The organism is Flavobacterium sp. AC274 (assembly GCF_979258275.1).
The window spans coordinates 1,829,369-1,844,365 of record NZ_OZ409852.1 but is presented as its reverse complement, the minus strand read 5'-3'; the positions used below and the strand labels follow the sequence as shown (position 1 = coordinate 1,844,365).

16 protein-coding genes are annotated in these 14,997 nt (G+C 32.8%); 7 read left to right on the top strand and 9 right to left on the bottom strand.

Annotation, left to right across the window (positions count from 1 at the left end; genetic code table 11):
- The first annotated feature begins 16 nt into the window (after positions 1-16).
- From ACZZZT_RS08635 to ACZZZT_RS08625, 3 genes are all read left to right on the top strand, one after another.
- The gene (locus ACZZZT_RS08635; protein WP_463460059.1) at positions 17-394 is read left to right on the top strand and encodes a hypothetical protein; all 378 of its coding nucleotides are present in this window, start codon (positions 17-19) and stop codon (positions 392-394) included.
- 97 nt (positions 395-491) lie between these two features.
- Entirely contained in the window at positions 492-2,651 is a 2,160-nt protein-coding gene (locus tag ACZZZT_RS08630) for a TonB-dependent receptor (RefSeq protein ID WP_463460058.1), read from the top strand.
- A gap of 172 nt (positions 2,652-2,823) precedes the next feature.
- Positions 2,824-4,431, top strand: a complete 1,608-nt coding sequence (locus ACZZZT_RS08625) for a PepSY domain-containing protein (RefSeq protein ID WP_463460057.1) — start codon at positions 2,824-2,826, stop codon at positions 4,429-4,431.
- A 76-nt stretch (positions 4,432-4,507) separates the two neighbouring features.
- Here the strand turns inward: ACZZZT_RS08625 and ACZZZT_RS08620 are convergent, their stop codons facing one another.
- From ACZZZT_RS08620 to cysC, 6 genes are all read right to left on the bottom strand, one after another.
- Complete coding sequence (locus ACZZZT_RS08620) at positions 4,508-5,170, bottom strand: TrmH family RNA methyltransferase (protein ID WP_463460056.1); 663 nt, start codon at positions 5,168-5,170, stop codon at positions 4,508-4,510.
- Between the two features lie 59 nt (positions 5,171-5,229).
- Positions 5,230-5,511 (bottom strand): hypothetical protein, encoded by a 282-nt coding sequence (locus tag ACZZZT_RS08615; protein WP_463460055.1) that lies wholly within the window; start codon positions 5,509-5,511, stop codon positions 5,230-5,232.
- 137 nt (positions 5,512-5,648) lie between these two features.
- Entirely contained in the window at positions 5,649-6,122 is a 474-nt protein-coding gene (locus tag ACZZZT_RS08610) for a hypothetical protein (protein WP_463460054.1), read from the bottom strand.
- A 41-nt stretch (positions 6,123-6,163) separates the two neighbouring features.
- Positions 6,164-6,607, bottom strand: a complete 444-nt coding sequence (locus ACZZZT_RS08605) for a hypothetical protein (RefSeq protein ID WP_463460053.1) — start codon at positions 6,605-6,607, stop codon at positions 6,164-6,166.
- A gap of 8 nt (positions 6,608-6,615) precedes the next feature.
- Entirely contained in the window at positions 6,616-7,299 is a 684-nt protein-coding gene (locus ACZZZT_RS08600) for an aspartyl/asparaginyl beta-hydroxylase domain-containing protein (RefSeq protein WP_463460052.1), read from the bottom strand.
- A 16-nt stretch (positions 7,300-7,315) separates the two neighbouring features.
- Complete coding sequence (cysC, locus tag ACZZZT_RS08595) at positions 7,316-7,849, bottom strand: adenylyl-sulfate kinase (protein ID WP_302097261.1); 534 nt, start codon at positions 7,847-7,849, stop codon at positions 7,316-7,318.
- Positions 7,850-7,970: 121 nt separating this feature from the next.
- On the opposite strand from cysC, the gene ACZZZT_RS08590 reads away from it, so the two are divergent.
- The 4 genes from ACZZZT_RS08590 (at position 7,971) to ACZZZT_RS08575 (ending at position 13,188) form a co-directional block, all read left to right on the top strand.
- Positions 7,971-8,672 (top strand): SIR2 family NAD-dependent protein deacylase, encoded by a 702-nt coding sequence (locus ACZZZT_RS08590; protein WP_463460051.1) that lies wholly within the window; start codon positions 7,971-7,973, stop codon positions 8,670-8,672.
- Entirely contained in the window at positions 8,669-9,361 is a 693-nt protein-coding gene (locus tag ACZZZT_RS08585; RefSeq protein WP_463460050.1) for a sterol desaturase family protein, read from the top strand. The genes ACZZZT_RS08590 and ACZZZT_RS08585 overlap by 4 nt, the downstream gene beginning before the upstream one ends.
- Positions 9,362-9,451: 90 nt before the next feature.
- Positions 9,452-10,798 carry an adenylosuccinate lyase gene (gene purB / locus ACZZZT_RS08580; protein WP_463460049.1) on the top strand — a complete coding sequence of 449 codons (1,347 nt, stop codon included), beginning with the start codon at positions 9,452-9,454 and terminating at the stop codon, positions 10,796-10,798.
- A gap of 152 nt (positions 10,799-10,950) precedes the next feature.
- Positions 10,951-13,188 carry a cation:proton antiporter domain-containing protein gene (locus tag ACZZZT_RS08575; protein ID WP_042565175.1) on the top strand — a complete coding sequence of 746 codons (2,238 nt, stop codon included), beginning with the start codon at positions 10,951-10,953 and terminating at the stop codon, positions 13,186-13,188.
- 85 nt (positions 13,189-13,273) lie between these two features.
- On the opposite strand, the gene ACZZZT_RS08570 is transcribed toward ACZZZT_RS08575, so the two are convergent.
- The 3 genes from ACZZZT_RS08570 to ACZZZT_RS08560 all read right to left on the bottom strand — a co-directional run bounded on the left by ACZZZT_RS08570 (position 13,274) and on the right by ACZZZT_RS08560 (position 14,934).
- Positions 13,274-13,912, bottom strand: a complete 639-nt coding sequence (locus ACZZZT_RS08570) for a peroxiredoxin (protein WP_463460048.1) — start codon at positions 13,910-13,912, stop codon at positions 13,274-13,276.
- Positions 13,913-14,023: 111 nt separating this feature from the next.
- The gene (locus tag ACZZZT_RS08565; protein WP_463460047.1) at positions 14,024-14,233 is read right to left on the bottom strand and encodes an AEC family transporter; all 210 of its coding nucleotides are present in this window, start codon (positions 14,231-14,233) and stop codon (positions 14,024-14,026) included.
- 20 nt (positions 14,234-14,253) lie between these two features.
- The gene (locus tag ACZZZT_RS08560) at positions 14,254-14,934 is read right to left on the bottom strand and encodes an AEC family transporter (RefSeq protein WP_463460046.1); all 681 of its coding nucleotides are present in this window, start codon (positions 14,932-14,934) and stop codon (positions 14,254-14,256) included.
- Positions 14,935-14,997 lie beyond the last annotated feature (63 nt).

The following is a 14,997-nucleotide window of genomic DNA, read 5'->3' as shown; positions in this document are numbered from 1 at the left end:
AAACAATAAAAAAGCTTTGAAGCGAATTTTCATCATATTTCTTTCCTGCATGCTTTTAGTGCCATCTTTTGGCAGTTTTTTTGTTTATACCTCATTCAAATTAAACCAGGAAGAAATTTCAAAAACCATCTGTGTACAACGAAAAATGGTTTTTAACAGCTGTAACGGTCGATGCGAACTTCAAAAAAGTTTAAAAAAGTATTCTGATAACGAAAAAAGAATGCAAAACAACCTGAAAGAAAAAGCAGAAGTTGTTTACATTCAGAGTTCATCCATAAATAACTTCAAATTAGTAGCACTAATCGAATCACAAGCAAAGCTTTTTGATTCTTTCGATACTAAACCTATTTCGGTTTCAAATGCTACCTTTCATCCTCCATCCTATTTTATATAAATTTTAGCTACACTTTTCAGTTCAAACCTGAAAAGATTTTTTCTTGTCTTAAAGTCAGGAAAAACACATGTTACTTTTAAAATTTATATAATTTAAAATGAAAAAAATATACTTTACCCTATTAATCATAGGGCAATGTGTTCTTGCACAAAATGAAGTAAAGCAAGACACTACAAAATCTCAAGAATTGGAAAACGTTTTTATAACAGCCAATCGTACAGCTACTTTACGCAAAGAAACTCCTGTTGCCATTAGTAAAATAACGGCAAAAACAATCAACGAAACCAAAGCAACAGCTGTTTACGAGATTATAAACAAAACACCCGGAGTTTTAATGGTCAATTTAGGAAACGAACAGCACATGATGTCGATTCGTCAGCCAATGACAACAAATGCGTATTATTTATATCTGGAAGATGGCTTGCCAATTCGCCCAATGGGAATTTTTAATCATAACGCATTATTAGAAATAAATCAATATAACTTACAAAGTATTGAAGTGGTAAAAGGTCCGGTTTCTTCTTTATATGGCCCTGAAGCAGTTGGCGGAACGATTAATTTAATTTCACTAAAACCACCTGTAGATCCAGAATTCAAATTTGGAGTTCAGGCTGATAATTATGGCTACCATAGATTTCAGGCTGCCGGTGGTGCAACAATTGGAAAAGTTGGTTTTCATATTGCCGGAATTTCAAGTCTGCAAGAAAATGGCTGGATGACGTATTCTGATTACAACAAAGATAATCTGAATGCGAGAATCGATTATAACATCTCTTCTTCTACCCGATTAATCAGCAATACTATGTATGGAAAATATTATTCTGACATGAGCGGAAGCGTAAACGAAGATGCTTTTAATAACAGAACTTATAAAAGTACAACCGATTTTACTTATAGAAAATCTGATGCGTTAAGAACACGATTGACATTAGAACACGACTGGAATAGTAATTCAAGCAGTTACATTACAGCCTATTTGCGTGACAATAAATTAGGTCAAAATCCTTCATATGGCATTAAATGGAGCCCGACTGTAAATCCTACCACTGCAAAAGGAGAAGTTAATTCTAATAATTTTAAAAGTTATGGAGCAATAGGACAGCATACTCAAAAATTTGATTTCTTGAATACTAAAATTGTTGCAGGAGCCTTATATGACTATTCACCTGTTACCTATTGGTCTTATGTAATTGATTTGAAAGCGAATTTAAATCCTGGGGAAACAGGAAAGCAAACTGTGGATTCTTATGAAATTATTGCAGAACGTCCTGATTCTAAATTAGCAGATTATACAGCCGATATCTTCAACACGGCCGGTTATGCACAAGTAAGTATTAATCCAATAGAGAAATTAGTTATCACTGTTGGCGGTCGTTATGACAATATGAAAGTGAATTATGAAAATGCATTAGATAATTCTACAGGAAGCAAAGTTTACGACAAAATGACTTTTAAAGCCGGTGCAAATTATAATCCATTTGAATTTGCCGGTTTTTATGGCAATTATTCACAAGGTTTTGCCCCTCCCGGAATTACCTCTATTTTTAGAACAAAACCCGGAACTGGCGGAACAACTGGTGTTCCTGCTGATTTCTATTATAATCTGGAACCGGCAACTTTCAACAATTATGAAGCTGGCGGATGGTTTTCTTTTCTTCAAAATAAATTAAATTTTGATTATGCTTTCTATTATATGGAAGGAAAAAACGAGCTGTTAAACATCAAACTTGCTGATAATTCAACTGATTATCGCTCGGCTGGAGAAACCCGTCATAAAGGAATTGAGTTTGGAGTCTCTTATCGTCCTTCAAAACAATTCAATTTTCGCCTGGGCGGAACTTATGCTCAACATACTTATATTGATTTTAAACTTTCTGACAAACCATCAGATCCGGTTCAGGATTTAAACGGAAAGGAAATGCCGGCAGCACCAAAATGGTCTGGAAATTCAGAATTAAGTTATTACCCAAACTGGCTTCCGAATTTAAGAACTTCTGTAGAATGGCAACTTGTAGGAAGCTATTTTCAGGATCAAATCAACACTATAAAATATGGCGGATACAATTTGTTTAATGCAAGAGTTGGCTATCAATGGAAGGGAATAGAAGTTTACGGAAATGTATTAAACTTAACCGATAAATTATATGCTTATAATGTTTCAAGAGCAAATACCACAAATGCACAACCAACATATACAGCTGCAGCACCAAGAACTTTTGTGTTTGGAATTCAGTATAATTTTTCATTAAAAAAATAATACTTAGCCACAGATTTTAAAGATTAAAATAAGTTTAAAAAATTGAACCATTAAGATATTAAGTTTCATTAAGCAAAACTTAAGTTTTCTTAATTTCTTAATGGTAAAAAAATCCTTTTAATCAGTGAAATCAGTGGCAAAAAAAACATTAGACAACCATAAGAACGCGAATATGAGCAAAGAAATAAAAGAGAAAAAGTCTAAAAAGATCCCGAAGACTATCGGGACTAAGATTGTCAAGAAAATCAAACAACATATGTACAAATGGCATCGTACAATTGGGTTGATTACAATTATTCCTGTAATCTTCTGGACATTATCTGGTTTGATGCATCCGTTTATGGCACATTTTTTCAAACCTGAAATTGCCCATGACAAACTTGAACAACAAATTATTGATAAAAATCAATTGCATTTTTCAATTCAGGAAGTTTTACAGAAAAATGAGCTAACACAATTCAAAAATTTCAGAATCGTCACCTTCAACAATAAAACGTATTATCAGCTTAAAACTATAATTGGCGAGTTATGGTATTTTGATACCTCAACATCTGAAAAACTAGACAATGGAGATCAAAAATATGCCGAATGGCTCTCAAGATATTTTTTAGATGATCAAAAAAGTACCATAACAAAAAGTGAAGTTGTTACCGAATTCACTTCGCAATATAAATATGTAAACCGCTATTTACCAGTTTACAAAATGACTTTTGATCGTCCTGACACGATGGAGGTTTATGTAGAAACTTCTTCGGGTAAACTGGCAACTTATAATCCAACTTCAAGACAATGGTTTATTTGGTTTTTTGATACTTTTCATAACTGGTCGTTTATAGATGCTATTACAAACAATAGTATTAGAATTATTACGATGATTTTTTTATTATCCATCATTGGATTTTCTGCCCTGAGCGGCATCTTAATTTATGGTTTATTATGGAAACAATTCAAAAAAACGGATAGCTTGCAACCTAAAAAAGGGCTTAGAAAATACCATCGCCAAATTGGGATCTGGGTTTCACTTTTTACTTTGACATTTGCTTTTAGCGGTGCATATCATGCCACAACAAAATGGACGCCGTATACTTTATCGCAAATGATTTACGAGCCCACTTTTAAAACCAAAGAAATCTCTGTTGCAAATAATATTTTAAATTTAGATTGGAATCGTTTTCAAAACGCAAGTATTATTACTTTAAACGACACAACATATTTCCGTTGTCAATTATTAGAAAAAGAAAGGTTTAAAAAGCCAAAAGGAGATTCAAATTCAAAATGGAACAAAAAAGGCGATAAAAAATCTGAAGTAGTTTATATTAATGCTACTACAAATAAAAGTACGCCCAATATGGATCTGGAATACGCTGAGTTTTTGGCTTATTATTTTACAGATGGCGCTCCAAAAGCAGCATGCTGTGAAATGATAAAAAGTTCAGACGAACCTGAAACGTCATTGGAAAATGCAAAATTATTAGAATCAAAAGTTTTAACTGATTTTGAAAGTCGAGAATACGGTTTTGTCAACAAAAGATTACCAGTTGTAAAATTGGCATATGATACTCCCGAAAAAACAACTTATTTTATAGAAACCGCCACTTCAAGACTGGCTGCTAAAATTGAAAGTTCTGATATGGTTGAAGGTTATTCGTTTGCTATTCTCCACAAATTTTTATTTATGGATTGGGCCGGGAAAAATATTCGCGATCTAACAATGGTTTTAGCCGCTTTAACCATTTTGATTGTTAGTATTCTTGGTTTTATTTTATTCCTGAAAAAGTAAAAATATTGTCAAATCGAGCGGAGTCGAAATTCTTTTGAATTCATAAGGGTTTCGACTCCGCTCAACCTGACAACGATTATCTTGGGTTTTCTTCGAAATAACGCGCTTCAATTCGTTTAATATCTTTAATCGAATTTTTCGCCCAGGCCAAACGTTTTTCCAGAATTTCATTTTCTGATAATTGCCAATTGATATCTGAATTACGCAATCTGTTTGTCAGGTTTTGAATTATTATTGCTGCCGAAACCGAAATATTCAGACTCTCTGTAAAACCAACCATTGGTATTTTAAGAAAACCATCTGCTTTTTCTAAAATTTCTTCTGATAAACCATCTCTTTCTGTTCCAAAAAACAACGCACTTGGTTTTGTAATATCGAAATCCTCCAGTAAACAGTCATTTTCATGCGGAGTTGTCGCTATAATTTGATAACCCTGATTTTTTAAAGTCAAAATACAATTGGTTACCGAATCAAACTGATTGATGTCAACCCATTTTTGAGCACCCATTGCAATTTCTTTGTCGATTTTTTTTCCGTAACGCTGCTCGATCACATTGAGTTCCTGAATTCCAAAAACCTCACAACTGCGCATAACGGCACTTGTGTTGTGCATTTGAAAAACATCTTCTACAACAATTGTAAAATGTTTGGTGCGGTCTCCAAGTACTTTTAAGAATTTTTCCTTACGATTGTCTGTTAATATATTTTCAAGAAAAACGAGGTAATCTAAATCAATCATTTTAAATCTTATTTAAAGCAAAAATACATTTTAAAAGAAGTATTTGAATTGCTTTATTTCTATTTTTTACTAAAAATCCCATCTATTATACCTTCAAAAATAGCATCTCTCACTGTTTTATTTTTTTGTTGTTCCGGATAAATGGGCTCTGGTTTTATATTACTCAATTCTCTTTTTAGAAGTCTATTAGTATTGGTAAATGAATAATATCTATGCGATTCCATTTTAGTCGGAGTAAAACCAGGTTTGGGATTGTAAATAGAAAACTCAACAGGAAAATTTAAGTATTTATGATAATCTACTGTATAACTATCGTTTTTTAAAAATTCAATTTTTTCCATATTATCATTATAACTAAAGGAATGAATTCTATTAATTTTTGATTGTGCAAATAAAACGGTATTCAAAAAAAAGACTAGTAATACAATCAACTTTTTCATGGAATAAAAATACTATAAAAAGTGACGGAAAAAACACATTATAATTCAATAAAACTATTATTGAGCTTTTCATGCAAAAGATTAACTTCTGTAAAATCAACTTGTAATTCTTCTTCCTTAAAAGAATCACCTTTAAAAACAGTGTTTTCATTTTTTGAATGCTTCTCTAATCTTTCATACATTTTATCAAGTTCATTATTAGCATAATCAACATTAATAAAGGAGGTAAATTTCTCAACGACATTTTTCATTCCTTCATTATAATTCAGTTTAATTACATTTTGATCTGTTTGGGAAAAGTCGAGAAATCCCTGAAAATATTTCTCTAAAACCAAAGCTCCATATTGATGAAAACTAATTTCGTTCATTTCTTCTTCGGAAATTCCAAAAACCTGAAAAGACAATAAATTCGGAACCATGTGCATTCCCGTCAGTTTTTGATGCGACTTTAAAACCTCTACCGGATTTCTGTAAAGCAATGCAAAAGGTATGTCAGAAAAAATGGATCGCAAATAATCGGCATTAAAAATATGCCAGGCATCTAGTTTTATAATTAAATTCTTTTGTTCCGGAAATCTTTTTGTCCTAATAATGCTATTACAGCTTTTAAAAGAGACGCTTTTTTATCCAGATCAAATTTATCACTTCTTAAAATTTCATCGATAATGGGCGCTTCTGAGATCATGATATTTTCAGAAGAAGTTGCCAAAGACTGACTCAACATTGTAGAACCGCATCGTGATACATGAAATACAAGCGATTTTAGTTCGACAGAAATTAATGCAGCAGACCAATTCAGGAGATTTTCTGCAGTTGTAATTACTTTAAACGGCTTTGAATTATAAGCATGACTTCGGCATTTTGCTATTGTTTCATCAAAAAAAGGTTCTACATATTTTATATCGGCCAGATAAATCCATTCAAAATAAATTTCGTTGTCTTTTTCTACCAACTTATATGGAATCCAATTTAAAAGAGGGTGATTTATATTTTCCATTCTATATTTTATTCTGCTAATAAATCAGCAATAATTTTAGCGTTAACTTCTGATGGATTTCGGGAAAGTTCATCAATAATTTGCTGTTTTACTCCATCAGAATATGAAGTAGTTTCTGGAGAGAAATGGAGATCAAAACCCATTTCTGCAAATAATTTATCAGACCAATCGTTTCTGATACAATCAAGTGTAAGATGAATGCGCGGTTCTGTACTTTTATTTTCGACGCTATGCGGAAGCTGAAAATTGGCATACCAGCACTCGCCCATTTTCATCGGAACCCGTTTTTTATCCACATAAAAAAACACTTCTTCATTTGTTATAATTGGAATGTGAATTCTAAAAAAACCATCTTCATAAGAAGTATCATTGTCTACATGTTCTTTTATTTCGCTTCCTGGTCCTAATCTCAATAATCGAACGGCTTCTTTTTCGCATTGAAACCAATCCATAATTTCTTTAAAATAATGACAGCGATCCAGCAGATTAGTGTTTTTATGTTCCGTATTTGCAAAAGAAGTAATATCGTTTACCAAACCAGATTGCGATCTTAAAGAAACGCTTGTCCAATTTCCTTCGTAACGATTGGTGTTAAAATGTGGCGTCCATAAATCATTTTCGCATATAGCGAGTTCTTTTTGTAATTTATCAATCGAAAAAGAAATTGGGAGTTTATTAGAAGACGGATTCATATGATTTTAAATTAGATTAGGCCAAACCAGCTATGTTGTCAATTATAAAATTATAGAGTTTATTTGTCGAAAAAGGAACCGTTTCAAAATCGGTTTTTAATATTAAATCGGCACTTGAAGGAATTTCAAAAACATCGCTTATTCCTGTAAAGTTGTTTATCTTATTACGATCATGATCTGGCAATAAAGCTTTTTTATACAGCCCTTTCGGATCTCTTTCGATTAAATTATTTATAGAACAATCCAAAAATACAGTTCTGACAAATTCATGCGTTCTCAATTCATTTCTCAGGTTTTCGTATGGATTTATTACTGACATTAAAACAATCGTATCTGTTTTAATAAAATTTTGTCCTACATTAAAAAGGCGCCTGACATTTTCACATCTGTCATCTTTAGAAAATCCTAAATCTTTGCAAATCGTTTCTCTGTAAACATCACCGTCAACAATTTCGGCTTTATAACCATTTTCAATTAACAAGCCACGAACATTTTGCGCCAATGTCGTTTTTCCTGAACCTGATAATCCTGTAAATTGTATTAAAATCATGGCGAATTTTCTTTGATTTTTTTAACCTTAAAATTAAATAATTTGTAAGAATGAAACAATAAGTATAAATACCCTTTTATTGTTTGGCTAAATCATTATTTTTATCTTTTAATTAAATAAAATGAAAAAGAAACTTGTTGTTTTAACCGGAGCAGGAATTAGTGCCGAAAGCGGAATAAAAACTTTTCGTGACAGCGATGGTTTGTGGGAAGGTCATGATGTTATGGAAGTGGCAACGCCGGAAGGCTGGCATAAAAACCAGGAATTGGTTTTGGATTTTTATAATAAAAGACGTCAGCAGCTTAAGGAAGTTCAGCCGAATTTAGGGCATCAAATTTTAGCCGAATTAGAACAAGATTTTGATGTTCATATTATTACGCAAAATGTAGATGATTTGCACGAGCGCGCCGGAAGCACAAAAGTGTTGCATTTGCATGGAGAATTATTAAAAGTAAGAAGTACAAAAAATCGTGATTTAATTCTCGATTGGACAGACGATTTATATACAGGCGATTTTGACGAAAACGGGCATCAATTGCGTCCGCATATTGTATGGTTTGGCGAAGAAGTTCCTGCACTCGAAGAAGCGATCACAATTACAGAAACCGCAGATTATTTTGCCGTTATTGGAACTTCATTACAAGTTTATCCGGCAGCTGGATTAATTTCATATACGTATAGCATTACGCCGGTTTTTTATATTGACCCAAAACCAATTTCGATTCCAAATATTCAAAACAAAGTCGAAGTTATTGCTAAACCGGCATCTGAAGGCGTTGCAATTTTAAGAGAGAAATTATTTGAAATAGAAAAGAAAATATGATCTTCCAAAGTTGGTTACAACAATTATCGCATTACAATTTGCTGAGTTTGTTTATTTTCTTTTTAATTGAAAATTTAGTTCTCATTTATCTTTCTGTCATTTTGGCTAAAATCATCGAATTCGAAAACACCAAATTGAGTAAAAAAGACCGCAAATGGATTATTGCTACTTTGTTTTGCAACACATTAATAACCCTTTTAGGATTTGAATTGTATCAATATGAAATTATCAAAATAGATTTTTCGCCATCTCTTTTCTCCATATTATTCGACACTTTAATATTGATTGTAGTAATGGATTTTTTCATGTTTTGCTTTCATTTTCTGGCGCACTATTTAAAATGGTTCAGCCCTATTCATAAGCTTCATCATACACATGTCGAAACGAGTGTTTACAGCCTGTATGTACTTCATCCGATAGAAACTTTGGGTTTTGGATGCATCTGGTTATTTTCGATTACAATATTGGATTTCAATTATATCAGCATCATTATTTACCTGATTTTAAACTTGGCTTACGGTATATTTGGTCATTTAAAAACAGATATTTTTCCTGAATTTTGGTATAATAGTAACATCACAAAATGGATATCGACAACCAAATTTCATTCGAATCATCATAAAAATGAAGCTCATAATTTTGGTTTCTATTTTACAATTTGGGATAAAATTTTCAAAACAATCATTTAATTTTAAAGTTCATATATAATAACGCTTCGGTAATTTTCAGAAGTTTTAACAATACCTTATATTTGCAACTTTCGAACAAACAACATAACAATGACTACTTTAAACGAATTGAATGCTATATCGCCAATTGACGGAAGATATAGAAGCAAAACCCTTTCATTAGCACCTTTTTTCTCAGAAGAAGCTTTAATCAAATACCGTGTATTGGTTGAAATTGAATACTTTATTGCCTTGTGCGAAGTACCATTACCACAGCTTTCTGGTGTGAATCCAAGTTTATTTGACAGTTTAAGAGACATCTACAAAAAATTCTCTACTGAAGATGCACTTTGGATTAAGGAAACTGAAAAAGTTACCAACCATGATGTGAAAGCAGTAGAGTATTTCATTAAAGATGCTTTTGAAAAATTAGGTTTATCTCAATATAAAGAGTTCATTCACTTCGGATTAACTTCTCAGGATATTAACAATACCGCAATTCCGCTTTCTACAAAAGAAGCGTTTGAGCAGGTTTATATGCCATCTTTAATTGCTTTAATTTCTAAATTGAAAGAATTAAGCGTTGAATGGAAAGATATTCCAATGTTAGCTCGTACGCACGGACAACCGGCCTCTCCTACTCGTTTGGGTAAAGAACTTTTGGTTTTTGTAGAGCGTCTTGAAGAGCAAATGCGTTTGTTATTTAATATTCCGTTCGCAGCTAAATTTGGTGGTGCAACAGGAAACTACAATGCACATCATGTTGCTTATCCGCAAATTGACTGGAAACAATTTGGTAGTAAATTTGTTCAGGATGAACTTGGTTTACACCATTCTTTTCCAACTACTCAAATAGAACATTACGATCATTTTGCTGCATTTTTTGATGCTTTAAAAAGAATCAACAATATCATTATCGATTTAGACCGTGATATCTGGACGTATGTTTCAATGGATTATTTTAAACAAAAAATCAAAGCAGGCGAAATTGGATCATCTGCAATGCCACATAAAGTAAACCCAATTGATTTTGAAAACTCTGAAGGAAACTTAGGAATTGCAAATGCTATTTTTGAACATTTGGCTGCTAAATTACCAATTTCAAGATTACAGCGTGATTTAACCGATAGTACTGTTTTACGTAATATCGGCGTTCCGATGGGACATACCATCATTGCTTTTGAAGCATCTCTTAAAGGTTTAAATAAATTACTTTTAAACGAAGGGAAATTTGCTGAAGATTTAGAAAAAAACTGGGCAGTTGTAGCAGAAGCAATTCAGACTATTTTACGTCGTGAAGCATATCCAAATCCATACGAAGCCTTAAAAGGTTTAACGAGAACCAATGAAGCTATTGACAAAAAAGCAATTCACAATTTTATTGCGACTTTAGAGGTTTCTGATGCAATTAAGGAAGAATTAATGCAGATAACACCTAGCAATTTCACAGGAATTTAGATAAAACACAAAATATTTTGCTAAAAAAAGCTATCTTTATCGAGATAGCTTTTTTTATTTACCTCGGGAAGCCAGACCAGATTAAAATGTAAGCTTTTTAGTAAAAGCTCATAATCAAACTGGAGGAAGCTCCGAACTAAAACACCGTTTTTATGATTGCCTTAAATGCCGCCGCAGAAACTTCACACCACTTAGAACCTTTGATTAGCGACTTGGGATTGATCCTGATGACCGCCGGAATTGCTGTATTGTTATTTAAAAAAATGAAACAGCCTTTAGTATTAGGATATTTAATTGCCGGATTTTTAGCCGGTAACCATTTTGATTTTTTTCCGTCGGTTACAGACATGAAAAGTGTTGAAGTCTGGGCTGAAATTGGGGTTATATTTTTGCTTTTTAGTTTGGGACTCGAATTTAGTTTTAAAAAGCTGATGAAAGTGGGCGGAACATCCTCCATAACAGCCATTACTCAAATTTTATTCATGGTCGTCATTGGATATTTTATTGGCCAATGGATGGGCTGGGGAAAAATGGACAGTATTTTTCTGGGTGCAACACTTTCAATTTCCTCAACCACAATTATTATTCGTGCTTTTGATGAACTTGGCGTAAAAGGAAAAAAGTTCGTTGGAATTGTTTTTGGAGCCTTAATTGTTGAAGATATAGTTGCCATTTTGATGATGGTTTTACTGGCAACGGTTGCCGTAAGCGATCAGGTTTCAGGCGCTGCATTATTACAATCTGTTTTAAAATTAGTTTTCTTTTTAATCATTTGGTTTTTGGGAGGAATTTTTATTATTCCCACAATTTTGAAAAAAGCAAAGCATCTTTTGACAGATGAAATGTTGCTAATTATTTCATTAGCGCTTTGTTTGATGATGGTTATGTTCGCTGCAAATGTTGGTTTTTCTCCAGCTTTGGGCGCCTTTATAATGGGATCTATTATTGCCGAAACAACTCAGGCTGAAAAAATCGAACATTTGATTCAGCCCGTAAAAGACTTATTTGGTGCTGTTTTCTTCGTATCGGTGGGTATGTTAATTAATCCCGAAACATTGGTTACGTATGCACTCCCTGTTGCTATTATTACATTGGTAACGATTTTTGGAAAAGCATTCAGTTCTGCAACCGGAGCTTTATTATCCGGTCAGCCTCTTAGACAATCTGTTCAGACGGGAATGAGTTTGGCGCAAATTGGGGAATTCTCGTTTATTATTGCGACTTTAGGAATGAGCCTAAAAGTAACAAGTGATTTCTTATATCCGATAATTGTTGCCGTGTCAGCCATTACAACTTTTACGACACCTTTCTTAATTAAATATTCAGATCCTTTTTCACAATATTTAGAGGAAAAATTACCTAAAAAATGGGTTAAAAACATTAATCGTTACAGTCTTAATGCACAAGCTATAAAATCAGTTAGTACCTGGCAAAAAGTACTTAATACTTATATTATACAAATTGTTTTAAATACGATTATTATTGCTGCCATTATTCTATTGTCATCAAAATTTGTTGCTCCATTAGTCGCAGATACAAGATTTGGAAATACATTGGCTGCACTTATTACATTAGTTATAATTGCTCCTTTTTTATGGGCACTTTCATTACGACGCGTTGCTGTAGAGGAAGTAGAATTACTTTGGGAAGAACGTAAATATCGCGGAGCTCTTTTAATGATGATTTTAATCCGAATGAGTTTAGGATTATTTTTTATTGGATTTTTATTAAATATTTTCTTCTCTCCTTTAGTTGCTTTTGTTGCCTTAATCATAGCTATTGTAGCTTATCAAATATTCCCGAAAAAACTCAACGAACAATATCATAAAATTGAAAATCACTTTTTAAAGAATTTCAATGATCGTGAAAACAAAAAAATTGACAGACGTTATGCTAATTTAATGCCTTGGGATGGTCACATGTCTATTTTTGAAATTGGAAAAGAGTCGAATCTGGCTGGTAAAACATTACAGGAATTACGTATTCGTGAACAACTCGGAATTAATATTGCCTACATAAGACGTGGAGAAGTAACAATCCCTATTCCGACCAAAACCGAGCGATTGTTTCCAGGTGATGAAATTTGTGTAATTGGTACTGATGCACAGGTTACGGAGTTTACAAAATACCTGAATCAGAATGAAACCGAAACGGCCAAATCTGTAGAGGAATCTCAAATTGTATTACGCCAGTTAGAAGTTGCTGACGAAGAATTTATTCAAAAAAGTATCGGACAATTCAGAACAAAAACTAACGGAATGGTTGTTGGAATAGAACGAAACGGAAACAGAATATTAAATCCAGAATCGCATTTGGTTTTAGAACAAAACGATATTATCTGGGTTGTTGGTGATAAAAAAAGAATGAATGAGTTGATGAAGAAAGCTTAGTAAAGTTGCTAAAGTACTAAGGCTCTAAGTTGCTAAGAATTTAACCTTAGAAACTTAGAGCCTTAGCATCTTATAACCTAAAAAATTATTTATTCGGTTGCGGTGTCATTCTCAAATAAGGTTTTATTGAAGTATGCCCTTTTGGAAATTTTGCAGGAATATCACTATCCGGAACTGCTGGCGTAATTACAACATCTTCACCATCTTTCCAATTTGCAGGTGTTGCAACGCTGTAATTTGCTGTTAATTGCAAACTATCGATAACACGAAGCAATTCATCAAAATTTCTTCCTGTCGAAGCTGGGTACGTAAGCGTCAATTTTATTTTTTTATCGGCACCAATAACAAATACAGAACGTACTGTAAATTTGTCACTTGCATTTGGATGGAGCATATCGTATAAAGTGGCTATTTTTTTATCCTCATCAGCAATTATCGGAAAATTTACTGTTGTATTTTGAGTTTCATTGATGTCTTTTATCCACTCTTTGTGTGACTCTAAACCATCAACGCTTAAAGCAATAACTTTTGTATTTCTTTTAGTAAATTCAGGAAGGTAATTAGCAACTGTTCCTAATTCAGTTGTACAAACCGGTGTAAAATCTGAAGGATGCGAAAATAAAACTCCCCATGAATCTCCTAACCATTCGTGAAAATGAATTGGTCCTTCTGTAGTTTCTGCAGAAAAATCCGGAGCTATATCGCCTAATCTTAATGTTGACATAATTGTATTTTTTTAGTTCATCTAAAATTAGTCAAAAAAAGAACAAGGAAAACATTCAATTCCGAAAAAAAAGTTAAAATTCTATCTTTTCTATCTAATTACTATTCTAAGCTAAATAAAACTAACGACAAAGTACCATATAGCAAGGGTTACAAACGAAACTGGAATTCCGAAACCAATCATCATACTGCTCAATTTTGGCTTTAAACCATAAGTCGAAGCCAAAATTGCACCTGTTATCATCGGTGCCATTGCAATTTCAATAATGGTGATTTTTATAGCTTCAGAATGCTGATTAAAAACAAAAACGTATAAAATCAAAATGATAAACGGAGTGACAATTAGCCGAAAAAAAGTCCTAGTCGCAAAAATTGCCAGTGCTGACTTTTTCGATCAAAACTCAATTGCAATCCAACTGAAAATAAAGCTAATGGCGTAACTAAACTTCCCAATTTCAATAAAAGAGATTGAAGATTAAGTTCTAAATCGTACTCAAAAACATTCATCAAACAAGCGACAACAAATGTAATAAACGGTGGAAAAAAGATGATTTTCTTAAAAATACTCAAAGCATCGGGACTTCCCTTAGAATAAAAAGCGGCAACGAAAACACCTAAAGTGGAAACAACAACAAAAGTTCCTGGCTGATCTACCAAAACAGCTGTTTCTAAACCTTTTTTCCCAAATAAAGCTTCAACAATTGGATATCCAAGAAAAGATGAATTGCTTAATCCTGCAGTCAGAATTAAACAGCCAATCAATTTATTTGACCAGCCTAATCTTTTTCCTAAGAAATGAAAAAAAACAAAAGCCAGTAAAAAACTAATCCAGCCCGCTCCTATTGGAAACAATAACTCATTGCTCCATTTTATTTTCGGAATATGATATAAAGTGATTGCCGGCAGACATAAATAAATGACAATTTTATTAATACTCTTATAAATATGCGTTGGAAATTGCTTTATATTTTTCAAAAGCAATCCTAGAAACAAAAAGAAAAATATTATAATAAAGTTGTTCATATCGTTAAGTATCCACAAAAATAGGCATTTATAAGCTGATGTATAAAACAAATTATACCGCTT

What these genes read in the sequence shown, in the direction of transcription:
- ACZZZT_RS08630 (WP_463460058.1), top strand. Translation starts at nt 492, where the DNA reads ATGAAAAAAATATACTTTACCCTATTAATCATAGGGCAATGTGTTCTT.
- ACZZZT_RS08625 (WP_463460057.1), top strand. Translation starts at nt 2,824, where the DNA reads ATGAGCAAAGAAATAAAAGAGAAAAAGTCTAAAAAGATCCCGAAGACT.
- ACZZZT_RS08620 (WP_463460056.1), bottom strand. Translation starts at nt 5,170, where the DNA reads ATGATTGATTTAGATTACCTCGTTTTTCTTGAAAATATATTAACAGAC.
- ACZZZT_RS08615 (WP_463460055.1), bottom strand. Translation starts at nt 5,511, where the DNA reads ATGGAAAAAATTGAATTTTTAAAAAACGATAGTTATACAGTAGATTAT.
- ACZZZT_RS08605 (WP_463460053.1), bottom strand. Translation starts at nt 6,607, where the DNA reads ATGGAAAATATAAATCACCCTCTTTTAAATTGGATTCCATATAAGTTG.
- ACZZZT_RS08600 (WP_463460052.1), bottom strand. Translation starts at nt 7,299, where the DNA reads ATGAATCCGTCTTCTAATAAACTCCCAATTTCTTTTTCGATTGATAAA.
- cysC (WP_302097261.1), bottom strand. Translation starts at nt 7,849, where the DNA reads ATGATTTTAATACAATTTACAGGATTATCAGGTTCAGGAAAAACGACA.
- ACZZZT_RS08590 (WP_463460051.1), top strand. Translation starts at nt 7,971, where the DNA reads ATGAAAAAGAAACTTGTTGTTTTAACCGGAGCAGGAATTAGTGCCGAA.
- ACZZZT_RS08585 (WP_463460050.1), top strand. Translation starts at nt 8,669, where the DNA reads ATGATCTTCCAAAGTTGGTTACAACAATTATCGCATTACAATTTGCTG.
- purB (WP_463460049.1), top strand. Translation starts at nt 9,452, where the DNA reads ATGACTACTTTAAACGAATTGAATGCTATATCGCCAATTGACGGAAGA.
- ACZZZT_RS08575 (WP_042565175.1), top strand. Translation starts at nt 10,951, where the DNA reads ATGATTGCCTTAAATGCCGCCGCAGAAACTTCACACCACTTAGAACCT.
- ACZZZT_RS08570 (WP_463460048.1), bottom strand. Translation starts at nt 13,912, where the DNA reads ATGTCAACATTAAGATTAGGCGATATAGCTCCGGATTTTTCTGCAGAA.
- ACZZZT_RS08560 (WP_463460046.1), bottom strand. Translation starts at nt 14,934, where the DNA reads ATGAACAACTTTATTATAATATTTTTCTTTTTGTTTCTAGGATTGCTT.